24 protein-coding genes and 1 pseudogene are annotated in these 23,263 nt (G+C 74.1%); 13 read left to right on the forward strand and 12 right to left on the reverse strand.

Annotated elements, in window-relative coordinates; genetic code table 11:
* The first annotated feature begins 3 nt into the window (after positions 1-3).
* Together BLS43_RS07580 and BLS43_RS07585 are read left to right on the forward strand one after the other, a co-directional pair.
* Positions 4-1,020 (forward strand): 2Fe-2S iron-sulfur cluster-binding protein, encoded by a 1,017-nt coding sequence (locus tag BLS43_RS07580; RefSeq protein WP_093078871.1) that lies wholly within the window; start codon positions 4-6, stop codon positions 1,018-1,020.
* 98 nt (positions 1,021-1,118) lie between these two features.
* A complete protein-coding gene (locus tag BLS43_RS07585; protein WP_093078874.1) occupies positions 1,119-2,474 on the forward strand; it encodes a Dyp-type peroxidase in 1,356 nt (451 codons plus the stop codon).
* On the opposite strand, the gene BLS43_RS07590 is transcribed toward BLS43_RS07585, so the two are convergent.
* Positions 2,456-3,061: a hypothetical protein gene (locus tag BLS43_RS07590; protein ID WP_093078877.1), complete on the reverse strand. Its 606-nt coding sequence runs from the start codon at positions 3,059-3,061 to the stop codon at positions 2,456-2,458. The genes BLS43_RS07585 and BLS43_RS07590 overlap by 19 nt on opposite strands.
* A gap of 18 nt (positions 3,062-3,079) precedes the next feature.
* On the opposite strand from BLS43_RS07590, the gene BLS43_RS07595 reads away from it, so the two are divergent.
* Positions 3,080-3,610 carry a VOC family protein gene (locus BLS43_RS07595; RefSeq protein ID WP_093078881.1) on the forward strand — a complete coding sequence of 177 codons (531 nt, stop codon included), beginning with the start codon at positions 3,080-3,082 and terminating at the stop codon, positions 3,608-3,610.
* 81 nt (positions 3,611-3,691) lie between these two features.
* Here the strand turns inward: BLS43_RS07595 and BLS43_RS07600 are convergent, their stop codons facing one another.
* Together BLS43_RS07600 and BLS43_RS07605 are read right to left on the reverse strand one after the other, a co-directional pair.
* Positions 3,692-4,870 carry an acyl-CoA dehydrogenase family protein gene (locus BLS43_RS07600; protein WP_093078884.1) on the reverse strand — a complete coding sequence of 393 codons (1,179 nt, stop codon included), beginning with the start codon at positions 4,868-4,870 and terminating at the stop codon, positions 3,692-3,694.
* 103 nt (positions 4,871-4,973) lie between these two features.
* Positions 4,974-5,822: an oxidoreductase gene (locus BLS43_RS07605; RefSeq protein ID WP_093078887.1), complete on the reverse strand. Its 849-nt coding sequence runs from the start codon at positions 5,820-5,822 to the stop codon at positions 4,974-4,976.
* Between the two features lie 86 nt (positions 5,823-5,908).
* Here BLS43_RS07605 and BLS43_RS07610 point away from each other — a divergent pair, with 86 nt between their 5' ends.
* From BLS43_RS07610 to BLS43_RS07620, 3 genes are all read left to right on the forward strand, one after another.
* Entirely contained in the window at positions 5,909-6,748 is an 840-nt protein-coding gene (locus BLS43_RS07610; protein WP_093078890.1) for a helix-turn-helix transcriptional regulator, read from the forward strand.
* A gap of 20 nt (positions 6,749-6,768) precedes the next feature.
* Positions 6,769-8,889: a glycogen debranching protein GlgX gene (gene glgX, locus BLS43_RS07615; RefSeq protein WP_093079904.1), complete on the forward strand. Its 2,121-nt coding sequence runs from the start codon at positions 6,769-6,771 to the stop codon at positions 8,887-8,889.
* Positions 8,890-8,961: 72 nt separating this feature from the next.
* Entirely contained in the window at positions 8,962-9,390 is a 429-nt protein-coding gene (locus tag BLS43_RS07620; RefSeq protein WP_093078893.1) for a DUF1707 SHOCT-like domain-containing protein, read from the forward strand.
* 41 nt (positions 9,391-9,431) lie between these two features.
* Here the strand turns inward: BLS43_RS07620 and BLS43_RS07625 are convergent, their stop codons facing one another.
* The 3 genes and pseudogenes from BLS43_RS07625 to BLS43_RS30955 form a co-directional block, all read right to left on the reverse strand.
* Positions 9,432-10,154: a luciferase domain-containing protein gene (locus BLS43_RS07625; RefSeq protein WP_093078896.1), complete on the reverse strand. Its 723-nt coding sequence runs from the start codon at positions 10,152-10,154 to the stop codon at positions 9,432-9,434.
* A 19-nt stretch (positions 10,155-10,173) separates the two neighbouring features.
* On the reverse strand, positions 10,174-10,353 hold the full coding sequence (locus BLS43_RS30950; RefSeq protein WP_245707391.1) for an SDR family oxidoreductase: 180 nt from the start codon (positions 10,351-10,353) through the stop codon (positions 10,174-10,176).
* Positions 10,354-10,462: 109 nt separating this feature from the next.
* A pseudogene (locus BLS43_RS30955) lies at positions 10,463-10,606 on the reverse strand (oxidoreductase); the annotation flags it as partial.
* 530 nt (positions 10,607-11,136) lie between these two features.
* Between BLS43_RS30955 and BLS43_RS07635 the strand changes: the two are divergent.
* Both BLS43_RS07635 and BLS43_RS07640 read left to right on the forward strand, forming a co-directional pair.
* On the forward strand, positions 11,137-11,763 hold the full coding sequence (locus BLS43_RS07635; RefSeq protein ID WP_093078899.1) for a DUF5701 family protein: 627 nt from the start codon (positions 11,137-11,139) through the stop codon (positions 11,761-11,763).
* Positions 11,764-11,801: 38 nt separating this feature from the next.
* Positions 11,802-12,845, forward strand: coding sequence for a luciferase domain-containing protein (locus BLS43_RS07640; protein ID WP_093078902.1), 1,044 nt, complete (start codon positions 11,802-11,804; stop codon positions 12,843-12,845).
* Here the strand turns inward: BLS43_RS07640 and BLS43_RS07645 are convergent.
* Positions 12,835-13,215 (reverse strand): STAS domain-containing protein, encoded by a 381-nt coding sequence (locus BLS43_RS07645; protein ID WP_093078905.1) that lies wholly within the window; start codon positions 13,213-13,215, stop codon positions 12,835-12,837. The genes BLS43_RS07640 and BLS43_RS07645 overlap by 11 nt on opposite strands.
* 38 nt (positions 13,216-13,253) lie before the next feature.
* Complete coding sequence (locus BLS43_RS07650) at positions 13,254-14,219, reverse strand: nucleoside hydrolase (RefSeq protein ID WP_093078908.1); 966 nt, start codon at positions 14,217-14,219, stop codon at positions 13,254-13,256.
* Positions 14,220-14,263: 44 nt separating this feature from the next.
* On the opposite strand from BLS43_RS07650, the gene BLS43_RS07655 reads away from it, so the two are divergent.
* Entirely contained in the window at positions 14,264-14,563 is a 300-nt protein-coding gene (locus BLS43_RS07655; RefSeq protein ID WP_093078911.1) for a hypothetical protein, read from the forward strand.
* Here the strand turns inward: BLS43_RS07655 and BLS43_RS07660 are convergent.
* From BLS43_RS07660 to BLS43_RS07675, 4 genes are read right to left on the reverse strand one after another with little or no spacing between them, the layout of a single operon-like run.
* Positions 14,534-15,049, reverse strand: a complete 516-nt coding sequence (locus BLS43_RS07660; protein ID WP_093078914.1) for a hypothetical protein — start codon at positions 15,047-15,049, stop codon at positions 14,534-14,536. The genes BLS43_RS07655 and BLS43_RS07660 overlap by 30 nt on opposite strands.
* Positions 15,050-15,106: 57 nt before the next feature.
* Positions 15,107-16,156 (reverse strand): acyl-CoA dehydrogenase family protein, encoded by a 1,050-nt coding sequence (locus BLS43_RS07665; RefSeq protein ID WP_093078917.1) that lies wholly within the window; start codon positions 16,154-16,156, stop codon positions 15,107-15,109.
* Complete coding sequence (locus BLS43_RS07670) at positions 16,156-17,415, reverse strand: acyl-CoA dehydrogenase family protein (protein ID WP_093078919.1); 1,260 nt, start codon at positions 17,413-17,415, stop codon at positions 16,156-16,158. The genes BLS43_RS07665 and BLS43_RS07670 overlap by 1 nt, the downstream gene beginning before the upstream one ends.
* A gap of 51 nt (positions 17,416-17,466) precedes the next feature.
* On the reverse strand, positions 17,467-18,663 hold the full coding sequence (locus BLS43_RS07675; protein WP_093078922.1) for a cation:proton antiporter: 1,197 nt from the start codon (positions 18,661-18,663) through the stop codon (positions 17,467-17,469).
* Positions 18,664-18,746: 83 nt separating this feature from the next.
* Here BLS43_RS07675 and BLS43_RS07680 point away from each other — a divergent pair, with 83 nt between their 5' ends.
* The 4 genes from BLS43_RS07680 (at position 18,747) to BLS43_RS07695 (ending at position 23,232) form a co-directional block, all read left to right on the forward strand.
* Entirely contained in the window at positions 18,747-19,973 is a 1,227-nt protein-coding gene (locus BLS43_RS07680) for an acetyl-CoA C-acetyltransferase (protein ID WP_093079909.1), read from the forward strand.
* Positions 19,974-20,047: 74 nt separating this feature from the next.
* Positions 20,048-21,214 carry a xylose isomerase gene (xylA, locus tag BLS43_RS07685; RefSeq protein WP_093078925.1) on the forward strand — a complete coding sequence of 389 codons (1,167 nt, stop codon included), beginning with the start codon at positions 20,048-20,050 and terminating at the stop codon, positions 21,212-21,214.
* A 95-nt stretch (positions 21,215-21,309) separates the two neighbouring features.
* Positions 21,310-22,461, forward strand: a complete 1,152-nt coding sequence (locus BLS43_RS07690; protein WP_143029970.1) for an ROK family protein — start codon at positions 21,310-21,312, stop codon at positions 22,459-22,461.
* A gap of 24 nt (positions 22,462-22,485) precedes the next feature.
* Complete coding sequence (locus tag BLS43_RS07695; protein WP_093078931.1) at positions 22,486-23,232, forward strand: enoyl-CoA hydratase; 747 nt, start codon at positions 22,486-22,488, stop codon at positions 23,230-23,232.
* Positions 23,233-23,263: the final 31 nt, after the last annotated feature.

The following is a 23,263-nucleotide window of genomic DNA, read 5'->3' on the forward strand; positions in this document are numbered from 1 at the left end:
CCCATGACGTCCACCGCGCCCACCTTCGGAGCCGCCCTCGGCGACCGGACCGTCCCCTGCGGCCCGGACCAGCCCCTGCTCGACGCCTTCCTCCGGGCCGGGGTCTGGATGCCGAACTCCTGCAACCAGGGGACCTGCGGCACCTGCAAGCTGCGGGTGGTCCGCGGTGACGTCGACCACCGCGACTCCCCCGCCGACACCCTCACCGCGGCGGAGCGGGCCGCGGGCCTGGCGCTGGCCTGCCAGGCGCGGCCGCGCTCCGACCTCACCCTCGCCCTGGACGGACCGGCCGCGGCGGCGGGCCGCACCGCCCATCCCCTGCGGGACCTGGTCGGGACCGTCGTGGAGCTCGCCGACATCGCCCGCGACACCCGACGGCTGCGGATCGCGCTGCCCGAGCCCCTGGCGTTCGACGCCGGGCAGTACGTGGAGCTGACCGTGCCGGGATCCGGGGTGCGGCGGCAGTACTCCCTGGCGAACACCGCGGACGTCGACAAGGTCCTGGAGCTGCACGTCCGGCTCGTCCCCGGTGGCGCGGCGACCGCGGGGTGGATCTTCGACTCCCTCGGGGTCGACGACGAGATCGAGGTCACCGGGCCGTTCGGCGACTTCGTCCTCGACGACGCCGAGGGCCCGATGGTCATGATCGGCGGCGGTACCGGCCTGGCCCCGCTGGTCGGGCTCGCCCGCACGGCCCTGGCCCGCGACCCCGGGCGGGAGATCCACCTCTACCACGGCGTCCGCGGGGCGGCGGACCTCTACGACGGCGACGCGATGGCGGAGCTGGCGGCGCGGTACTCCGGCTTCCGGTTCGTCCCGGTGCTCTCGCACGAGCCGGACCCGGACCACCGCTCGGGCCTGCCGACCGACGCGTTCGTCGAGGACGTCCCCAGCGCCCGCGGCTGGTCGGGCTGGCTGTGCGGCCCGCCCGCGATGGTGGACGCCGGGGTGAAGGCGTTCAAGCGCAGGCGGATGGCGCCGCGCCTGATCCACCGGGAGAACTTCACCCCGGCCTGCTGATCCGTCCGGCGGGTACGCAGTTGTGCGTACCCGCCGGACGTCTCTGCGGGGCACCCACCGGCCTCTCCTCCCTGCCCGACACCGACGCAGGAGGAGCGATGGATCTCGAGAAGTCCCTGCCCACCACACTCGACCCCGCGACCGAGGAGGCGCTCGACACCCTGCAGGCCAACATCCTCTCCGGCCACGTGCGGGAGCGGTTCCTGGCCCTGTTCGTGCACTTCGGCGACGCGGCGGACGGCCGCGCGTTCCTCCGCGCGCTCGCCCCGATGATCAAGCCGTACGCGGTGCAGCGCTGGGAGACCGCCGCCTTCAAGGCGCACCTGCCGATCCGCCCGGTCTGGGTCGGGGCCGCGCTGTCGGCGTCGGGGTACGGCGCCCTGGGCCGCAAGGCCGACGCCCCGACCGACACCGCCTTCCGCGGCGGGATGAAGTCCAGCACGGCGAAGCTGGCCGACCCCGCGCAGGAGACGTGGGAGGCGGGCTACCAGGGGGACGTCCACGCCGTCGTGCTGATCGGCGGCGTCTCGGCGGACGACGTCGAGGCCGCGGAGGACGCGGTCCGGGCGGTCCTGCCGCCCACGGTCACCGTGCTGCAGCGGGAGACCGGGCGCGGGCAGCACAACGCCGACGGCAACGGCATCGAGCACTTCGGCTACGTCGACGGCCGCAGCCAGCCCCTGTTCGTCGAGGCCGAGATCGCGGCCGAGGACAAGACCGCCTGGGACCCGGCGTTCCCGCTGAAGCAGGTGCTCGTCCCGGAGTCGGCGAACAGGTTCGGCAGCTACTTCGTGTTCCGCAAGCTCGAGCAGAACGTCCGCGCGTTCAAGACGGCCGAGGAGCACCTGGCCGACACCTTGGCGCTGTCCGAGCCGGACCGGGAGCGGGCGGGCGCCCTGATCGTCGGGCGCTTCGAGGACGGCACGCCGGTGGTCCTGTCCGGACAGGAGGCGGGCGACCCCCACGTGGTCAACGACTTCGGGTACGACGGCGACCCCGACGGGCTGAAGTGCCCGCACTTCGCCCACATCCGCAAGACCAACCCGCGCGGCACCGGCGGGTTCGAGGCGGCCGAGGGGGAGCGTTCGCACATCATGGCCCGCCGCGGCCAGACCTACGGCGAGCGCTACGACGGACCGAACGCCGACATCGACCCGGCGCTGCGGCCGACCGGCGGGGTCGGGCTGCTCTTCATGGCCTACATGAGCAGCGTGGTGGACCAGTTCGAGTTCACCCAGGCCAACTGGGCGGACTTCGCCGGGTTCCCGAAGGCCGGCGAACAGCCCGGCCTCGACCCGGTGATCGGGCAGGGCCACCGGTCGTCGCTCCCGCCGTGCCCGGTGCCCTGGGGTGGACCCGGCCTGCGGCCCGCCGAGGTGTTCCCGCAGACCGTGACGCTCAAGGGCGGCGAGTACTTCTTCGCCCCGTCGATCGCCTACCTCGCCGCGCTGTAGACCAGCGTGGTGATCCGGGTGTGGGCGGGGGTGGCCGGGGTGGAGCCGAACCCGAAGCGGACCGGCGGGTCCACCGGGGCGAGCCCACCCTGGTCGACCCCGTCCCACCGCACCACCGCCGACGTGACGCGGTGCAGGTCACGGGCGCAGTAGTACTCGCGGCGGCCCTGCCCGGCGGACCCGACGGTCCGGACGCCGGGCAGGACCCGCCGCGCGACGACGTCGATCGCGGCGACCCAGCGCGGGTCCGTCTGCAGGGGGCCCGGGACCGCACGCAGCAGCCACCCCAGGGCGCCCCGCCCGCCGACGCGCCAGGCGCACTCCAGCGGCCCCGCGGTGACCTGTCGCCGGTCCCCGCGCTCGACGTGCACGACCGGGCCGAGCCGCACCTCGTCGAAGGTGTAGGTCGCGGTCACGAACTCGGCGACGGGCTCGGAGGGGGCGAGGAGCAGCCGGTGCCCGTCCGGCCGTTCCACCATGACGTCGGTGAAGGAGCCCAGCGGCGAGCGCGGCCAGTGCCCCACCACCACACGGAGTCCCGCAGGGGTGCCGAGCCCGGAGATCCAGCCGTCGAAGCGATCGATCACCCGGGTTGAATACCCCCCATGCTCGAACTCGACCACGTGATCGCCTTCCTGCCCGGGCCGCCCGAGCCGCCTGCCGGGTTCTTCCTCGACGAGGGCGCCCGACACGCCGGTCAGGGGACCCGGAACCGGCGGGTGCGCTTCCCGCGGCACTACGTCGAGCTGCTGTGGATCGAGGAGCCGGGGGTGGAGGACCTGGGGTTCGCGGCCCGCTGCGCGCGGGAGGCCTACCCCTACGGCGTCGTCCTGCGCGGCACCCCGCCCGACGGCGACTGGCGGCGCCACACCGTGCCGGGCGGGCCCGCCCTGGCGATCCACCAGGGCACGCCGGACATGCCGTTCCTGGCCGTCGCGGAGCTGAGCGACGAGCAGCTCGCCGCCCTCCCGCACCGCCTCACCCCGCCGCACAGGTCCGGCGCGACGGGGATCGTGGCGACCCGCCTGACCGGCGCCACCCCACCCGGCCCGAGGCTCCCCGGCGTCTCCCTGACCCCGGACGGCGCTCCCTCGATGCGCCTGCTCCTGGACTCCGGAACCCCGCTCCTCCTGTGAGTGGCGATGGTCGCTCTAGCGACTCCGCTCACCCACCCCGCCGGCTCCGCCGGCTGCCGTCCCCGGCCGCCACTCACGAGGTCAGTAGGAGCGGGGCAGGCCGAGGACCTGGGTGCCGATGTGGGCGAGGACCAGCTCCTCGGCGACGGGGATGTTCTTGGCGATCCGGCTGTCCCGGAACAGCCGCTCGACGGGGTACTCCTTCGAGTAGGCCATCCCCCCGAAGGTCTGGAAGGCCTGGTTGGCGGCCTCCCACCCCACCTGCGCGCCGGTCAGCTTCGCGATGTTCGTCTCCGCGTGGCAGGGCAGCCCCTCGTCGAACAGCCACGCGGCCTTGTACGTCATCAGCCTGCCGAGCTCGGTCTTCGCCTTGATCTGCGCGAGCGGGAACTGGATGGCCTGGTTCGCCCCGATGGGGCGGCCGAACACCTCCCGTTCCCTCGCGTACCGGACGGCGACGTCGAGCGCCGCGTCGGCCGTCCCCACTCCCCCGGCGGCGGCGAGCACCCGCTCGGGGTTCAGGACGTCCCACAGCACGGCGAACCCGCCGTCGACCTCACCGAGCACGTTCTCGGCGGGCACCCGGACCCCGTCGAAGAAGACCTGGCTCGAGGTCACCACGTTCGACCCCAGCTTCGGGATCGGGGTGTAGCGCAGCGTGCCGGCGGCGACCGCCTCCTTGACGTCGACCAGCAGCAGGGTGAAACCGCTGGTCCGGGGCCTGGCGTCGGCCGCGGGGACGGTCCGCGTGATCGCCACCATCCAGTCCGCGTTCTCCAGCCCGGAGATCCAGATCTTCTGTCCGTCGATCACGAAGTCGCCGCCGTCCCGGACGGCGCGGGTGCGGATGCGCAGGGCGTCGCTGCCGGCGTCCGGCTCGGTCAGCGCCATGCAGAACTGGGTCTCGCCGGTCGCGACGCCGGGCAGGATCCGCGCCTTCTGCTCCGCGGTGCCGTGCCGGGCGAGAGTCGTCGCCCCGAACCCCGGCGTGAGGATGTAGAGGAAGATCCCGCCCGTGCCGCCGGACGCGGCGAGGGTCTCGCAGGCGACCGCCAGCTCCAGGAGCCCCTGGCCCCCGCCGCCGTACTCCTCGGGGACGGTGAGCCCGAGCCAGCCGCCCCGGCCCAGGTCCGACCACACCTCCCACGGGAACCGGTGCTCCTCCTCGCACCGGGACCAGTAGGCGTGGTCGTACCTCGCGCCGATCGCCCGGACGCCCTCCTGCACGGCGAGGGCGGTCTCGGGGAGGGTGAAGTCCATGGGGCGGCCTTCCGACGCTGGAACGGTTACCGCAGGGTAGCCACCCGCCGTCCCCGAGCCGTGAGCGGCGATGGTCGCCATGGCGACCATCGCCGCTCACGGCTCAGTGGGCCGGGGACCAGGAGCCCTGGATCGTGTCCAGCTGTGCGAGGGCCTCGGCGGGCAGCTCGAGATCCGCGGCGGCCACGTTCTCGTGCAGGTGCGCCACCGCGCTCGTCCCCGGGATGACCAGGACGTTCGGGCTGCGCTGCAGCAGCCAGGCCAGCGCGGTCTGCTGCGGGGAGGCCCCGAGGGACGCCGCGACCCGGGCCAGCGTGTCCGACTGGAGCGGGGTGAACCCGCCGAGCGGGAAGAACGGGACGTAGCCGATGCCGCCCGCCGCGAGGGAGTCGATCAGCGCGTCGTCCGTGCGGTGGGCGACGTTGTACAGGTTCTGCACGAACACGATCGGCGCGATCTCCCGCGCCTCCGCGACCTGCGCGGCCGTGACGTTGGACAGGCCCACGTGTCGGACCAGCCCCTCCTTCTGCAGCGCGACGGTGGCCGCGAAGAGCTCGCCGATCGGCTCCTCGGACATGGCCCGCAGGTTGACCGCGTCGAGCACGTCGACGCCCAGCTGGGCGAGGTTGTCGAGGAGCTGCTCGCGCAGGTCGTCGGACCGGTTCCAGGAGCCGTCGGCCCCGCGGCGGGCGCCGATCTTGCTGACGAGGCGCAGGTCCGCCGGGTAGGGGTGCAGGGCCTCGCGGATGATCTCGTTGGTGACCACCGGGCCGTAGGCCTCGCTGGTGTCGATGTGGGTGATCCCCAGGTCGACGACGGTGCGCAGCACGCGCACGGCCTCCGCGCGGTCGCGGGGAGGGCCGAAGACGCCGGGTCCCGCGAGCTGCATCGCGCCGTACCCCATGCGGGTCAGCACGAGGTCGTCGGCCAGGGTCAGGGTGTCGTCCTTCATGGGCTCCAGCCTGCCCCTTCCGACGCGCCGCAGCCTGGTAACGCCCTTCCCAGGCAGTCCGGGCCGTCCGGACGGATGATGGAGCCGTGAACGACGAGCTGGGCACGGCGCTGCGGACCTGGCGGGACCGACTGGACCCGGCGGCCGTCGGGCTGCCGCGCAACGGCGTCCGCCGCGCGCCCGGCCTGCGCCGCGAGGAGCTGGCGATCCTCGCCGGCATCTCGATCGACTACGTGGTGCGGCTCGAGCAGGGCCGGGCCGGCGCCCCGTCGGCGCAGGTCTGCGGCGCCCTGGCCCGCGCCCTGCAGCTCGACGACGCGGAGCAGGCCCACCTCATGCGCCTCGCCGGACACGCCGCCGACCCCGCCCGGATCCCGCGGGTGATCCCCGGCAGCGTCCACCGGATCATGGACCAGCTCGCGGGCCACCCGCTCGCCGTCTACGACGCGACCTGGAACCTCCTGCACTGGAACACGTTGTTCGCGGCGACGTTCGGCGATCCCAGCACGCTCCCCGCCGACCGGCGCAACACGCTGATCGGGCTGTTCGAGGCGAGCCCGGTGCACGGCCGGGTCCGGCACACCGCGCAGGAGCTGGCCGCGTTCGCCGAGTCGATGGTCGCCGACCTCCGCACCACCACCAGCCGCTATCCCGACGATCCCGACCTGGCGGCGCTGCTGACCAGGTTGCAGCGGTCCGCGTGGTTCCGGGAGCTGTGGGGGCGCCGGGTGGTGGCCGAGCACCAGGGCTCGCACAAGGTCGTCGAGCACCCGGAGGTGGGCCCCATCGACCTGGACTGCGACACCCTGGCCACCCGGGGGAGCAACCTACGCGTCGTCGTGTTCACCCCCAGCCCCGGCACGGACGCCCGTAGCAGGCTCGACCTGCTGGCCGCCGTGGGCACCCAGGAGATCGCGGCCCGGTGACGTACCGGCAGAATCACGGGGTGCACATCTGGCCCGGCTCGCCCTATCCGCTGGGCTCCACGTTCGACGGCGGCGGAACCAACTTCGCGATCTTCTCGGAGGTCGCCGACTCGATCGAGCTCTGTCTGTTCGACGACGAGGGCCGCGAGGAACGGGTCGTCCTCCCCGAGCGCAACGGGCTGATCTGGCACGGCTACCTGCCGCGCGTCGGGCCCGGGCAGCGCTACGGCTACCGGGTGCACGGCCCCTACGACCCGGCCCGCGGGCAGCGCTGCAACCCGGCGAAGCTGCTGCTGGACCCCTACGCCAAGGCGGTCGACGGGGAGTACCGGTGGAACGAGGCGCTGTTCAGCTACCGCTTCGGGGACCCGTCGAGCTTCAACGACACCGACTCCGCGCCGTACGCCGCGACCTCGGTGGTGATCAGCCCGTACTTCGACTGGCAGGGCGACCGGCCGCTGCGGATCCCCTACAACGAGACCGTCGTCTACGAGGCGCACGTCCGCGGCATGACCATGCGCCACCCGGACATCCCCGACGACGTGCGCGGCACGTACGCGGGCCTGTCCCACCCGGTCATGATCGACCACTTCAAGCAGCTCGGGGTCACGGCCGTCGAGCTGATGCCGGTGCACCAGTTCGTGCACGACTCCACCCTCGCCGACAAGGGCCTGCGCAACTACTGGGGCTACAACACGATCGGCTTCTTCGCCCCGCACAACGGCTACGCCTGCTTCGGCACCCGCGGCGAGCAGGTCACCGAGTTCAAGTCCATGGTCCGGGCGCTGCACCGGGCGGGGATCGAGGTCATCCTCGACGTCGTCTACAACCACACGGCCGAGGGCAACCACCTGGGCCCGACGCTGTCCTTCCGCGGCGTGGACAACCAGGCCTACTACCGGCTCGTCGACGGGGACGAGGCCTACTACTTCGACACCACCGGCACCGGGAACAGCCTCAACGTCCGCCACCACGAGTCGCTGCGCCTGCTCATGGACTCGCTGCGGTACTGGGTCACCGAGATGCACGTCGACGGGTTCCGGTTCGACCTCGCCTCGAGCCTCGCCCGGGAGTTCCACGCCGTCGACCGGCTGTCGGCCTTCTTCGACCTGGTCAACCAGGACCCGGTGGTGAGCCAGGTCAAGCTGATCGCCGAGCCGTGGGACGTCGGCGACGGCGGGTACCAGGTCGGCGGCTTCCCGCCCCTGTGGACGGAGTGGAACGGGCGCTACCGGGACACCGTGCGGGACTTCTGGCGCGGCGAGCCGCGCTCGCTGGGCGAGTTCGCGGCGCGCTTCACCGGGTCGTCGGACCTCTACGAGGCGGACAACCGCCGTCCGATCGCCTCGATCAACTTCGTCACCGCGCACGACGGCTTCACCCTCGAGGACCTGGTGTCCTACAACGAGAAGCACAACGAGGCCAACGGCGAGGACAACCGGGACGGGGAGAGCCACAACCGCTCGTGGAACCACGGCGCGGAGGGCCCCACCGAGGACGTGGCCGTGCACGCCCTGCGCGAGCGGCAGAAGCGCAACATCCTCGCCACGCTCCTGCTGTCCCAGGGCGTGCCGATGCTCGCCCACGGTGACGAGCTCGGCCGCACCCAGCTGGGCAACAACAACGTCTACTGCCAGGACAACGAGCTGGCCTGGGTGGACTGGACCCGGGCGCGGGAGTTCGACGTCCAGACCGACTTCGTCGCCCGGCTCACCGCACTGCGCGCGAAGCACCCGATCTTCCGCAGGCAGCGCTTCTTCCAGGGCCGCCCCATCGAGGGCTCCAGCATCGAGGACATCGCCTGGCTGAAGCCGAACGGCAGGCAGATGACGGACGAGGACTGGCAGCGCGCGGGCACCCAGTCCCTGATGATCTACCTGAACGGCCAGGGCATCCCGGACCGGGACATGCTCGGCATGCAGGTGATCGACGACTCGTTCCTGCTGCTGGTCAACGCCAGCCACCAGCAGGTGACCTGCTATCTGCCCGACGACAGCTACGGCCGGGCCTGGGAGACCGTCATCGACACCGCGGACCCGCTGCTGGCGGGGGCGCGGCGCCGCAGCCACAAGTCCAACGCCCGCCTGCGGGTCATCCCCCGGTCGATGCTCGTCCTGCGGTGCACGGTGCCACCGGCCTGAGTCGACATGTCGAGCTTGACATGTCGCATCCGACCGGTGCAGACTCTCCCGCATCCGACGGGAGGGCGTGTCATGAGCGACGTGCGAATCGGGGACGCGGAGCGGGAACGGGTGGCCGCACGGCTGGCGGACGAGGTGGGCACCGGTCGTCTCACGCTCGCGGAGTACGAGCAGCGCGTCGACCGCGCCTACGCCGCCCGCACGGCCGCGGACCTGGCGGCGGTCACGGCGGACCTGCCGTCCGCGGCGCCCCGACCGACACCGTCGTCGTCGGTACCCACGGCGCGCAGGCTCCCGGTGGGCGCGGCCTGGGCGCCCTGGGTCGCGACGAGCGCGATCTGCCTGGTCGTCTGGGTGGCGACCTCGCTGGGCGCGGGGCATGCGCTGTACTTCTGGCCGATGTGGGTCGCGGGCCCGTGGGGCGCGATGCTCCTGCTCGGCACCCTCACCGGACGGGCCCTGCCCGCCCCCGGCCCGTGCGCCCAATCCCTGCCGAGATGAACCTCAGCCACGTCCCGACCATGATCGAACGTGGCTGAGGTTCATCTCGGGGAGCGTTTCGGGACGGTGGGCAGGCCCAGGACCGTCGCGGGCTCGCGGTCCGGCTCCGCCCCCCGGGGTGCGGGATCCAGCGCGTGTCCGACGGCGGCGGCGAGGACGGCGCGCAGCGCCTCCACCGCTGCGGGGTCCTGCGGCGGGTAGAGCAGCACCCAGCCCTCCGGCAGCCCGCGGGCCACGCCGGCCAGCGGGTGGAACTCGCCCCAGCGGCGGGCGACGACCACACGGGCGTCGAGCGGGGAGAGCGCGACGTGCATCGACCCGTCCGCCGGGTGGAGGTGCGCGATCTCGGCACCGCCGCGGACCGCGAGGGCCGTGCGCCCCCGCGAGTGCGCGCTCGGACGCGTCTCCAGCTCGGGGCGCTCCTCGAACTCGGCGAGCGCCGCGGCCAGCGCCGCGGTCGACACCTGGTCCGCGTGCTGCTCGAGCACGCGGTGCGGGATGGGGTGCGGGTCCACCGCAGGCCGCCCGCCCGGGCGCGGCTCGAGCTGCACGAGCCCGCGGCTGACGTCCCCGCTCCCCCGGTCCCGCCAGCGCAGCGGGTCCCGCGCGCGCAGCCGCAGCCCGCTCACGATCGCCCAGCCGACCGGGGTGGCCGGGACGTCGACGGGATCGAGCGCCCGCCACCGGCGGTAGTCCTTCGCCACCCACGCCGCCGCCGCGCCTGCGGCACCCACGAGCGCCCCGACCGTCCCCGCACGCTTCACCCGCGCGAGGCTACCCGCGTCAGAAAACGCAGTACCCCCCGTCGACGACGATCTCGTCGCCGGTGTGGAAGGTCGGCGACGGGTCGGCCAGGTAGGCGCCGACCCTCTCGAACTCCGCGGGATCGGCCCAGCGGCGGGCCGGGGTGCGGCGCGTGGTGGCGTCCCGGAACCGCTCGTCCCGGTAGCCGCCCTCGGACAGGCCGGTGCGGGTCCAGCCCGGGACGAGCGCGTTGACCCGGACCCGGTGGGGCGATCATGCAGCCGAGCGGGCCGAGCTCGGCGACCGTGCGCTCCATAACCTCGCCCACCTGCGCCTCGTCGGTGACGTCGACCGGGAGGGCGATCGCCTTCACCGCGAGGTCCGTCAGCCGCTTCACCGCGTCGGCGCTCTTGGCGGCGTCCCGCGCCCAGATCGCGATGTCGCCGCCCGCCTTCGCGATGCCGGTCGCCATGCCGAGGCCGATCCCGCCGTTGCCCCCGGTCACCACCGCGACCAGACCCGTCAGGTCGTTCACGCGCACTCCTCCCTGAGCGATCGTTCGTGAGAGCGATCGTGCCGGCTCGGGAGCGCCGCCGGCAGGGGTGAGACCTCGGACTTCTTCTCGAATGGTCGCGCGGTGGCGTCAATTCCCGGGACGTGCCCAGCGCGCGGTCCACCAACTGCGATTTCCCGCCGCGCGCGGGGCCCACCAGGCCGGAACGGCTCCCGCGCCCACTGTGGACAGGGCGTGACGACGACGGACGACCGGATTCGCATACAGCGGATTGGTACGCACCATGCACTCCTTCGAGCATGTCCACGTTCGACTCGCGTATTCGACCCTAGGCCCTTCGCCCGGCCGCGGAAACGAATTCGGTGAATGTCGATTCACCGACCAGTCGGCGGTAGCAGGCCGGAGACGAACGGGCGGACGGCCGGGGCGGAGCGGGAACAGAACGGACGGCCGGGACGTTGCGGACAGGCCGATCCCCAGGAGGTTCCATGCTGCCGTCCGTGTCCGCGCAGATCGACCGGCTCGTCGCGCTCGACGCCACCGGCCCGCTCACCCCCGACGAACTGCGGACCGCCGCCGCGACACTGCCGGACCGGCCGGGTCTGGTCGTCGTCGCGGGAGCCCGGCCGTCCGCCCTGGCGCCCCTGCTCCAACGCTCGGACCGGCCGGGCTTCGTGGTCGAGGACATGACGGACGTCGACGACTTCGGCCCGACCGTGGAGCTGCCCGACGCCCCGGTCTACCTCGCCGAAGGCCTGGACCGCGGCGACCATCTGCTGAACCGGAGCCCGGCCGAGGCGCTGACGGAGCTGAGCGGCTCGCCATTGACCCTCACCGAGGGCGTCCTGTGGGTCCTGCAGGACCCGGAGGTCCTCGTCCGCAACCTCTGCTTCATGACGATCGGCTCGCGCCTGCGCAAGCCCCGCGGCGGATTCGACGCGCGCACCCCCGCGATCTGGATCTCCAACGGGACCGGCCGGGACGGGAAGGCCCACAAGGAGGCCCCCAAGGTGGGGTGGTGCTGGTGGAACAACCGGCACACCTGGCTGGGCTTCGCCTCCGCCCGCACCCGGACCTCCGCGGCCACGGTGGCCGCCGGGGGTGCCTCGAACTGAGACGGCGGCACGGCGGGGCCGCCGCTAGCGTCCGGCGGATGACGCTCGGCGAGCCGATGGTGGCCCGGTGGGGCTCCGAGCACCCCGCCGCGCCACTGGTCGTGGTGGTGCACGGGAACGGCACGAGCGAGCACTCCATGATCGAGATCTCGCCGTGGCTGCCGCACGGCCCGGTCGCGTACGCCGCGGTGCGCGCGCCACGGCCCGCGGCGCGCGGCTTCACCTGGTTCACCGACGAGTCCGAGCTCGCCTCGACCGTCGACTGGCTGCTCGGCTGGCTGGGCGGCGAGGGCGATCCCGACCGGTCGGTGCTCCTGCTCGCCTTCCGCACCGGCGTCACGGTCGCGGGCGCGCTGCTGCTCGCCGCGCCCGAGCGGTTCTCGGGGGCGGTCCTGCTGCACGGCGCCCTGCCCGCGGGCGAGCTGCCGTCGGGCGCGCTCCGCGGCGTGCCGGTGTTCCTCGCGGAGGCGACCGAGGAGGGCACCGACCCGGCCGCGCGCACCCGCCACTGGTTGCGGCGTGAGTCCGGGGCCCCGGTCCGGCTGGCGCGCACCGCGTCCGCGGCGCAGCTGGCGGGCGAGATCGTCGGGGCGGCGGGCGGCTGGCTCGGCGACCGGCTCGACCATCTGCACGCCCACGGCGAGAACCCGCTGCCCGACGGGCCGGAGGCGGACTGGCCGGGCCTGGGTAGGCTGCCTGCCCGCGCCGGCGGCCCGCCGGACACCACCACGGACCTGCCGCAGCTCCCGGTCGCCTGCGGCGCCGACCTGTCCGACGCCCTGTGGGAGCGGCTCGACACCCGAGACTGGGCGCCCGCGGCGATCGGCCCGCCGGGCACCCGCTCCCTGCTCTCCGACCGCGGGCCCTACGTCGACCCGGCCACCCGCGAGCGCGCCCACCTGCACCCCGACGGCAGCGTCCACGTCGCGCTGCCCCCGGCGTGGGCCTACGACGCGGTCGCAAAGGGATGGGCGGTCCCCCATCCCCTCGCCGGCGTGCGGCTCGACGCTGGCGTGGTCCTGGTCCCCGCGCCGCGCGACCGGCGCGAGCTGGAGATCGTGGCCGCGCTGGTCAGTCGGTGAGCGCGGCCACCGCCGTGGGGACGTCCGGGAAGCTGCGGTACCGCGCCAGCGCCTGCCGCGCCCCGATGCCCAGGTGCGGCCCGACCGCGGCGGCCCCGACCAGGTCGAGGGTGATGCCGCGGCGGTCGCAGGCGTGCGCGGCGTGCCGCAGGGCGGCCTCGCCGCCCGGGTCGACGGCGTCGAGCCCGCCGACGTCGAGCAGCACGTGCCGGGTGACCGCGTGGCCGTAGGCGGCCATCTGCAGGCGGGCGTCCACCAGCCGGAGCAACCGGGCACCGACCACCCGGTCCAGCGACCCGCGCAGGGTGATCGTGTAGAACCCCGCGGCCGGGACCGCGATGCCCATCGGTGCGGATTCGGCGAGCGTCATGGGTGCACTCCTCCCGGGTCAGGGAGGGGCGGCCTGCTTCACCCCACGGACGGACCGTACCGCGCCAGCAGCCGCTCGCGCAGGTGTGGCGCCAGCGGCGGGTCGATGTCCAGCACGACGCGCACGTGGGCGCCCGGCACGTCGGTCTCGCCGCTGCGCTGGTGGCGCAGGTCGACCAGCGTCTGCCCGCGGCCGGGTCCGTGCGTGTCGTCCACCACGACCGGGACGGCGGGGGCGTGCGTGGCGGTGATCCCGCCGACGAGCAGCGCGGCGGCCAGCGGGTCGTGCAGCGCGCAGCCGCGGACGCCGTAGACGCCCTGGTAGAAGGTGAAGTACTGGTCGAGCATGGCCCCGACGGCGCGCGCCGCGGGATCGGCCGAGGCCGCCAGCGCCGCCTGGTCCGCCTCGGTGAACCGGTGGGCCATGGTGACGTCCAGCGGGACCAGCACGATCGGCCAGGGCGCGGCGACGACCAGGGCCGCCGCCTCGGGGTCGTTGTGGATGTTGGCCTCGGAGACCGCCGAGACGTTGCCCGAGGTCCGGGCCGCCCCACCCATCACCACGACCCGCCGCACCTTCGTGGGCAGGTCCGGGTCGAGGTCCAGCGCGGCGGCCAGGTTGGTCAGCGGCCCGACGGCGAGGACCTCCAGCTCGCCCGGGTGCTCGGCCGCGAGCCGGACCAGCATCTCGGCCGCGGACTCCGCGACCGCCGCCCGGCCCGACGGCGGGAGCGCGACCCCGCCGATCCCGTCGACCCCGTGGACGTGCGGCGCCCCGCCCGCGTACCCCCCCGCCCGGGGGTCCCGGGCCCCGATCGCCACCGGGACGTCCGCGCCCGCCAACGCGAGGAGGTCCAGGGTGTTCCGCGCGGCGGTCTCGGCGTCGATGTTGCCGTGTACCGCGCCGATCCCGAGCAGCCGGATCTCGGGCGAGTGCAGCAGGTAGAGGAGGGCCAGCGAGTCGTCGATGCCGGTGTCGCAGTCGAGGTACACGGGGATCGTCACGGGAGAGATCTTTCCGCACGCCGACGGTGACCCATACTGGGCTCATGTACTTCCGCCTCACCGCCGACGCGGCCGAGCTCGTCGAGCCCGAGAACGTCACCGCCTTCTCCGTCCGGTCCGACCTGGGCGGCGCAGACCTGGCCGCCGCCGTCGAGCGGGCCGCGCTCGGCGCCGTCCTCCCGGACGGCGAGCACGTGATGATCGACGTCGCGGCGATCCGCAGGCTGGCCGGGAACGTCCCCGCGGGCTGGGAGGACGACCTCGCCGGGATGCTCGCCTACGCGCAGAAGAAGGGCTGGACCAGCGAGGACGGCTCAGCGGTGCGGGCGCACGTCGAACACTAGCTCCAGCGTCTCGGCCGGCCCGAGCGCGGCGAACCGGTCCCCCAGCGCGCGCAGCGACCGGAGGGCGGCGAGCCGCCGCTCGGGCCGGTGGGGGCAGCGGCCCTCGCGGACGCCGCCCCATGCGCGCTCGATCCCGTCGGTCACCGCGCGCTCCGGGGCGCCCGGGTCGTTCGCGACGAGGTGGACGACCCCGACCAGGGACTCCGTGAGCGCGAGCGCCGCGGCGTTGCGGCGCCGCACCGCCTCCGACCGGACGCCCGCGCGGGTGCCGGACAGCACCTCGACGCTGTCGAACAGCGCGCCCGCGGCGATGCTGCCGAACAGCCCGTCGGTCAGGCCGAGCTCCTGCTCAGTGGCGAAGTGGGCCAGGTCGTGGGGGATCAGGTACTTGCGGTCGTAGGAGGTCAGGCGCAGGCGGACACCGTCCGGCCGCACGAGCACCGCGACGGACCCGCCGCCCGCTCTCCTCCCGAACTCCACCCGCACGGCCCGAGGGTGCCGGCGGGCTGCCCGTCCGGGCGAGCGGATTTCCCTCCCCCGGCGTCAGAAGCCGAGTCGGCTCGCGAGCACCTCCCGCTGGCGGGCGCTGCTGCCGAGCAGGGCCGCCCCGGTCAGGGCGCGGCGGTAGAACAGGTGGGCGTCGTGCTCCCGGGTGAAGCCGATGCCGCCGTGGATCTGGATCGACGCCGCGGCGCAGGCCACCGCGGTGTCCGCGGCCTGGAACTTGGCCACCGGCGCGGCCGTGGCCAGCTCGGGCGAGTCCTCGGCCGCGGCCAGCGCCGCGAACATCACGGCGGCGCGGGCGGCGTCGAGCTCCACGGCGAGCTCCGCGCACCGGTGCTTGACGGCCTGGAACGAGCCGATCGGCCGGTTGAACTGCACCCGGGTGTGCGCGTACGCCACCGCGGCGCCCAGGCAGGCGCCGGCGGTGCCGAGCAGATCCGCGGCGAGCAGCACGCGCAGGACGTCGAGCAGCCGGTCGAGGTCCCCCTCGTCCAGCGGGGTCCCGGGGGCGTCGGTGAGCCGCACGGCCGCGACGGGGCGGGTGAGGTCGAGGGAGTCCTGCCGCTCGGCCTCGAACTCGGTGACCACGTGGAGCACGACCCGGTCGCCGACCAGGGCCGGGACGACCAGCACGTCCGCCACGTGCCCGTTCGGCACGACCGGCACCGTGCCCGTCAGGGTCTCGCCGTCGGCCCGCACGGGCACCCGCGCGGGGTCGAGGTCCGCCTCCGTGACCAGGGCCAACGCGCCGATCCGCTCCCCCGCGAGCAGCGGCGGGAGCACCTCCTTGCGGACGTCCGCGCCGCCGAGCCGCAGCACGGCCTCGGCCGCGGCCACCGTGCCCCAGGCCGGGACGGGCGCGAGCGCCCGGCCGAGCTCCTCGAGCACCAGCGCCGTCTCGACCGGTGTGAACCCGCCGCCGCCGTGCTCCTCGGGGGCGTGCAGCCCGGCCGCGCCGAAGTCCGTGCACAACCGCTGCCAGAGCAAGCCGTCGTGCCCGTCGGCCGCACGGGGGTCCGCGTGGTCGGCGAGGAAGCTGCGGATGCTCGCGCGGAACTGGTCCTGTTCGGCGTCGTAGGCGAAGTCCATCAGGCACCCTTCCCGGGGCGGATCTCGGCGAACGGGCCGCCGTCGAGCCGGGGTTCGCGTGGCAGCCCGAGCAGCTGCTCGCCGATGATCGTGCGCTGCACCTGCGAGCTCCCCGCGTAGATCGTCCCGGCGCGGGCGTAGAGCAGCTCGTCGACCCACGCCCTCGACGAGTTGGGCGTGCCGACCTCGGCCACGCGGAGCACCTCGCCGCTGCCCGGCCCGGTCGGCGCGAGCAGCTCCGGGCCGAGGATCTCGGCGGCCAGCTCGGTGTAGCGCTGGAAGTACTCGCTCCAGACCAGCTTGCTGATCGCGCCGTCCGCGCCCGGGGTGCGCCCCTGCAGCAGCGCGGTCAGCCCGCGCAGGCCGCGGTAGCGCATGACCTGCACCCGCGCCGCGCACCAGGCGAGCTCGTCCCGGATCCGCGGGTCGCTCGTCAGGCCGCGGTCGCGGGCCAGCTCGACGAGCCGGTCGAGGTCCCGGGCGAACTCGATCGCCTGCGTGGTGACCTGGCCGCCGCGTTCGAAGCCCAGCAGTGTCATCGCCGTGCGCCACCCGCCGCCGACCCCGCCGACGACGAGGTCCGCGCGCGTGCGGGCCCCGGTGAAGAACACCTCGTTGAACAGGGAGTGCCCGGCGGCGTTGACGATCGGCCGCACCTCCACCCCGGGCTGCTCCATCGGGACCAGCAGGAACGTGATGCCCTTGTGCTTCGGCGCCGCCGGGTCGGTGCGGGCCAACACGAAGATCCAGTTGGCGGTGTGCCCGGCGGAGGTCCAGATCTTCTGGCCGTCGATCACCCACTCGTCGCCGTCGAGCACGGCGCGGGTGCGCAGGCCCGCCAGGTCGGACCCGGCGTCCGGTTCGGAGTAGCCCTGACACCACCGGTGCTCGCCGGACAGGATCCGCGGCAGGAAGTAGGACTTCTGCTCCTCGGTCCCCAGCTGGATCAGCGTGTTGCCGAGCATGCCGATGCCGAACCCGTCGTTCTCGCCGCCGCTCGGGGCGCCCGCTCGGGCGAGCTCCTCGGCCAGGACGACCTGCTCGACGTCCGTGAGCCCGGCCCCGCCGTACTCCTTCGGCCAGGAGACGGCGACCAGCCCGTTCTCGGCGAGCGTGGCCCGCCACCGGGTGGCGAACTCCGCCCGCTCGTCCGGCGGGAGGGCGCCCACCCCGGCCCAGCCCGCAGGCAGGTTCTCGGCGAGGAAGGTCCTGATGCGGGCCCGGAACCGCTCGGCGTCGGGCGGATAGGTGATGTCCATCGACGAGGGATTCTGCGCGGTGGGACCGCCCGCGTCCAGATCGATCGTTCGCTAGAGCACGCCCTGCTCCGGCTCCTGCTGCAGCGGGACGGGCTCGGGGCGGCGCAGCGCCACCGCGATCGCGGGCAGGACCAGCACGGTCAGCATCCCCGCGCCGACGAGGGCTGCGGCGTTCTCGGGCAGCATCGTGCCGTTGCGCAACCCGATCTCGCTCAGCGCGACGACCAGGGGTAGGGCGGTGGCGGTGACCAGCGCCTGCTGCACGCGCTCGCGCAGCGACAGCACCCCGAGGTAGACGAGCAGGGCGGGCAGCCCCCGGATCGCCACCATCAGCCCGAAGAACAGCAGCAGCCGCAGCGGCGCCTGCGCGATGGCGTCGAGGTCGATCGTCATGCCGGAGTACACGAAGAAGATCGGGATGAGGAACCCGTGCCCGGTGACGTCGAGCTTCTCCTCCAGCACCGGCGCACTCCCGCCCGCCCACCGCCGCAGCACCATCCCCGCGACGAAGGCGCCCAGCACGGCGTCGAGATGGAAGCGTTCGGTGACGGCGAGGAGCAACACCAGCAGCAGGACGGTGAAGCGCAGCTGGATCTGGCTGGTCTCGTGCTGGCGCTCGGTGAACACGGCCGCGAGCCGCCCGCCCGGGCGCAGCACCCGGGTGGCGAAGCCGAGCAGCACCGCGAGCACCAGGACCGTGCCCAGGGACAGCAGGGCCACCCAGCGGTTGCCGATGCCGAGGAACACCGCGATCGCCAGGATCGGCAGCAGCTCCCCCGCGGCCCCACCCGCGAGCAGGTAGCTCCCGAACCGGCCGCGCAGCATGGCGTTCTCGCGCAGGATCGGCACGAGCGTGCCCAGCGCCGTGGTGGTCATCGCGAGGGCGACCGGGACGAACGCGCGCACCACCCCGAGCCAGGTCAGCAGGCCCACCACCGCCAGCCCGACGGCCAGTGACGCGAACCACGCGACGATCGCGCGTCTGCCGGCGTCCTGCCGGTAGAGCCGCTGGTCGATCTCGTAGCCCGCGAGCAGGAACACGAACCCGAGCCCGAGGTCCGCCAGCGGCTCCACCGCCGTGGGCGAGGCCAGCCCGAGGACCTGCGGCCCGATGACCATCCCGCCCGCCAGCAGCAGCACCACCTGCGGCACCGGCAGCCTCGGGACCAGCCCCGCGAGCAGGGGGGCGAACGCCGCGACCGCCGTGATCGCGAGCAGGCTGTCGAGCGCGCCGGCGATGTCGTCCACGTCAGTGTCCTTCCTCTCGCAGAGGAGTCGGCCCGGGGGACCCCGCCGTTAAGGTGATCTCGTTCCACGTCGAAGGAGACACCGTGCCCGAAGCAGTGATCGTCGCCGCCGCCCGTTCCCCCATCGGCCGCGCCCGCAAGGGCTCGCTGGCGAGCATGCGACCGGACGACCTCACCGTCCAGATGGTGCGGGCCGCCCTGGACCAGGTCCCCGCGCTGGACCCCACCGAGATCGACGACCTGATCCTCGGCTGCGGCATGCCCGGCGGCGAGTCCGGCGACAACCTCGGCCGCATCGTCGCGGTGCTGCTCGGCCTGGACACCGTGCCAGGCACCACCATCACCCGCTACTGCTCCTCCTCGGTGCAGACCACGCGCATGGCCATGCACGCCATCCGGGCCGGCGAGGGGGACGTGTTCGTCTCCGCGGGCGTCGAGACCGTGTCGCGCTTCGACAAGGGCAGCTCGGACTCCTGGCCGGACACCCACAACCCGCTCTTCACCGATGCCGAGGCCCGCACCGCAGCCACCGCCGAGTCCGGCACCGACACCTGGACCGACCCCCGCGCCGACGGCGTCCTCCCGGACGCCTACATCGCCATGGGGCAGACCGCGGAGAACCTCGCCCGGCTCAAGGGCGTCACCCGCGAGGACATGGACCGCTTCGGCGTCCGCTCGCAGAACCTCGCCGAGCAGGCGATCGACGCCGGGTTCTACGCCCGTGAGATCACTCCGGTCACCCTGCCCGACGGCACCACGGTGAGCACCGACGACGGGCCCCGCGCCGGCGTCACCTACGAGGCGGTCTCCCAGCTCAAGCCGGTGTTCCGCCCCGACGGGTTCGTCACCGCCGGGAACTGCTGCCCGCTCAACGACGGCGCCGCCGCCCTGATCGTCATGTCCGACACCCGGGCCCGTGACCTCGGCCTGACCCCGCTCGCCCGCGTCGTCTCGACCGGGGTGACCGGGCTGTCCCCGGAGATCATGGGCTACGGACCGGTCGAGGCCTCCAGGCAGGCCCTCGCCCGCGCCGGGATGACCATCGACGACGTCGACCTCGTCGAGATCAACGAGGCCTTCGCCGCCCAGGTCATCCCGTCGGCCCGCGACCTGGGCATCGACCCGTTCGGGGACAAGCTCAACGTCCACGGCGGCGCCATCGCCGTCGGCCACCCCTTCGGCATGACCGGCGCCCGCATCACCACCACCCTGCTCAACGGCCTGCGCACCAAGGACAAGAGCATCGGGCTCGAGACCATGTGCGTCGGCGGCGGCCAGGGCATGGCCGTCGTCTACGAGCGGCTCAGCTGAGGGTTGTGGCCCCGGATCCTCCGGGGCTACAGTCCGGCCGAATTAGTTCAGGTTCCATCGAAAAGGAGCGGACGATGAGGTCGCCCACCCCCGCGGACAGGTTCTCCTTCGGTCTCTGGACGGTCGGGTGGGAGGCCCGCGACCCCTTCGGCGAGGCGACCCGCCCCCCGCTCGACGTCGTCGAGGCCGTCCACCGGCTGGCCGAGCGGGGCGCCTGGGGCCTGACCTTCCACGACGACGACCTGTTCGGCTTCCGCCCGGACGAGTCGACCCGGGACAAGCAGGTCGGCAGGCTGCGCGAGGTCCTGGAGAGCACCGGGATGGTCGTCCCGATGATCACGACCAACCTGTTCACCCACCCCGTGTTCAAAGACGGCGGCTTCACCGGCAACGACCGCGGCGTCCGCCGGTTCGCCCTGCGGAAGGTGCTGCGCAACATCGAGCTGGCGGCCGAGCTCGGCGCGCAGACGTTCGTGCTGTGGGGCGGCCGCGAGGGCGCGGAGTACGAGTCCGCGAAGGACGTCCGGGCCGCGCTGGACCGCTACGCCGAGGCGATGGACCTGCTCTGCGCCTTCGTCCTCGACCGCGGCTACGACATCCGGTTCGCCCTCGAGCCCAAGCCCAACGAGCCCCGCGGGGACATCCTGCTCCCGACGGTCGGGCACGCGCTGGCCTTCATCGAGCGGCTGGAGCACCCCGAGCTGGTCGGGGTGAACCCCGAGGTCGGCCACGAGCAGATGGCCGGGCTCAACTTCGCCCACGGCATCGCCCAGGCGCTCTGGGCGGGCAAGCTGTTCCACATCGACCTCAACGGACAGCGCGGCGCCAAGTACGACCAGGACCTGGTGTTCGGCCACGGCGACCTGCTGAACGCCTTCGCGCTGGTCGACCTGCTGGAGACCGCGGGCTACGAGGGGCCCCGGCACTTCGACTACAAGCCCTCGCGCACCGAGGACATCACCGGGGTGTGGGACTCGGCGTCGGCCAACATGCGCACCTACCTGATCCTGGCCGAGCGGGCCGCGGCCTTCCGCGCGGATCCCGAGGTCGTGCAGGCGCAGGCGCTCGCGGGCATCCCGGACCTGGCCCTGCCGACCCTGGACCCCGGCGAGTCCCTCCAGGACCTGCTCGCGGACCGCAGCGCCTTCGAGGACTACGACCCGGACGCCGCGGGCGAACGCGGCTACGGCTTCGTCCGCCTCCACCAGCTGGCCCTCGAACACCTCACCGGCGCCCGCTGACCCGGCCCGCGCCTTCGGCGCCGATCTCTCGGGAGGTCGTCCTGTCCACGCCCCGCGCGATCGGGCCCGCCGCGCTCCGGCGTCACAACCTCGGGTTGCTGCTCGCGGCCCTGCGCGCCGGACCCGCCTCCCGGGCGGCGCTGGCGAGCCGCACCGGTCTGACCCGCGCGACCGTCGCCTCGCTGCTGGACCCCCTCGTCCGTGTCGGGGTGCTCGTCGAGGAGACCGCGGCGCCGGCGGGGCCCGGGCGGCCCGCCCGTCCGGTGGGGTTCGGGCCGCGCTCGCCCGTGGCCGTCGGCGTGTCGATCGAGGTCGACGCCGTCGTGGCGGGCGCGTCGGGCCTGGACGGCGTGTCCGCGGGCCGGCGCCGGGTGCCCCGCGACCACCGCGCCCTGACCGCCGAGGCGATCTACGCCGGCGCGGCCCAGGTCGCCGCCGACCTCGCCGCCGAGCTGGGACGACCGGTGCTCGGCACCGGCCTCGCCCTCCCCGCCCTGCTCAGCGGCACACCGGACGACACGGTGGTGGTGCGGGCCCCCAACCTCCCCGCCCTGAACGGCACCCGCCCCACCCTGAGCCCGGCACCCGCCCCCACCCCGCGGCGAACGGCGCGTTCGCTCACACCCGGTGAACCAACGCGCCGTTCGCCGGGGCGGGTGCTGGTCGGGAACGAGGCGACCTTCGGGGCGCTCGCCCACCTCGACGTCGCGCCCGACCTGGTCTACGTCTCCGCGGACGTCGGCATCGGCGGCGGGCTCGTCGTCGACGGGCGGGTGCTGCGGGGCACCCGCGGGTTCGCGGGCGAGATCGGGCACGTCGTCGTCGAGCCGGACGGCCCCGCCTGCGGTTGCGGCGGCCGCGGCTGCGTCGAACAGTTCGCAGGCCGGGACGCGCTGCTCGCGACGAGCGGGTGCGCGGACCTCGCCGCCCTGCGGCGGGCCCTGGAACGGGGCGAGCCGAGTGCGGTCGAGGCGGTCCGCCGGGCGGGCACGGCGCTGGGCGTGGGTTTGTCGTCGGTGGTCAACGTCGTCGACCTGCCGGTCGTGGTGCTCGGCGGGCTGTTCGCCGAGCTCGTCCCCCACCTGCTGCCCGCGGTGGAGGCCGAGCTCGCGACCCGCTGCATGGGGCATCCGCCGGAGCGGGTCGTGGCCTCCCGCCACGGGGACGCCGCGACCGTGCGGGGCGCCGCCGAGGCGGTCCTGGCCGAGGTGCTCGCCGACCCGGACCGCCTCCTGGAGCTCCCCTGACCCGGCGCGGGTGAGGATGGGGCCATGACCCACGCCGACGCCGTCGTCGAGTCCGGGATCGCCACCCTGACGATCACCGACGCCACCTCCGCCAACGTCCTCGGCTCCCCCGTGGTCGCCGACCTGCGCGCCGCGCTCGCCGCTCTCGCGCGGTCCGACCTGCGGGTCCTGGTGCTGCGCGGCACCGGGGACAAGGCGTTCGTCGCCGGCGCGGACGTCTACGAGATGGCCGGGCTCGACCGGGGCACCGCCGAGGTGTTCATCGACGGGCTGCGCGAGCTGTGCGAGGCGGTCCGGCTGTTCCCGACCCCGGTCGTCTGCCGGCTGCCCGGCTGGACCCTGGGCGCCGGGCTGGAGCTGGCGATGGCCTGCGACCTGCGCATCGCCGCCGAGGACGCCCGGTTCGGGATGCCCGAGGTGGCCCTGGGCATCCCGTCGGTCATCCATGCCGCGCTCCTGCCGCGGCTGGTCGGCGCCGCGCGCGCCTCCCGGATGCTGCTCACCGGCGAGCCCATCGACGCCGTCACCGCGCTGACCTGGGGTCTCGTGGACGAGCTGGTCCCGCTCGACGGGCTCGACGCGCGGATCGCCGCGCACGCGGAGCGCTTCGCGGGCTTCGGCCCGCAGGTCCTGCGGCAGCAGAAGCGGCTGCTCCGGGAGTGGCAGTCCCAGTCCATCGAGGACGCCACCCGCGCGAGCGTGGCCGAGTTCGGTGCGGCCTTCACCACCGGGGAACCGCAGACCCACATGCGCCGGTTCACCGAACGCTGACCACCGCCCCGTCGCCGTCGCGGTCCTCGAC

Source organism: Pseudonocardia oroxyli (genome assembly GCF_900102195.1).
Lineage (GTDB): Bacteria > Actinomycetota > Actinomycetes > Mycobacteriales > Pseudonocardiaceae > Pseudonocardia > Pseudonocardia oroxyli.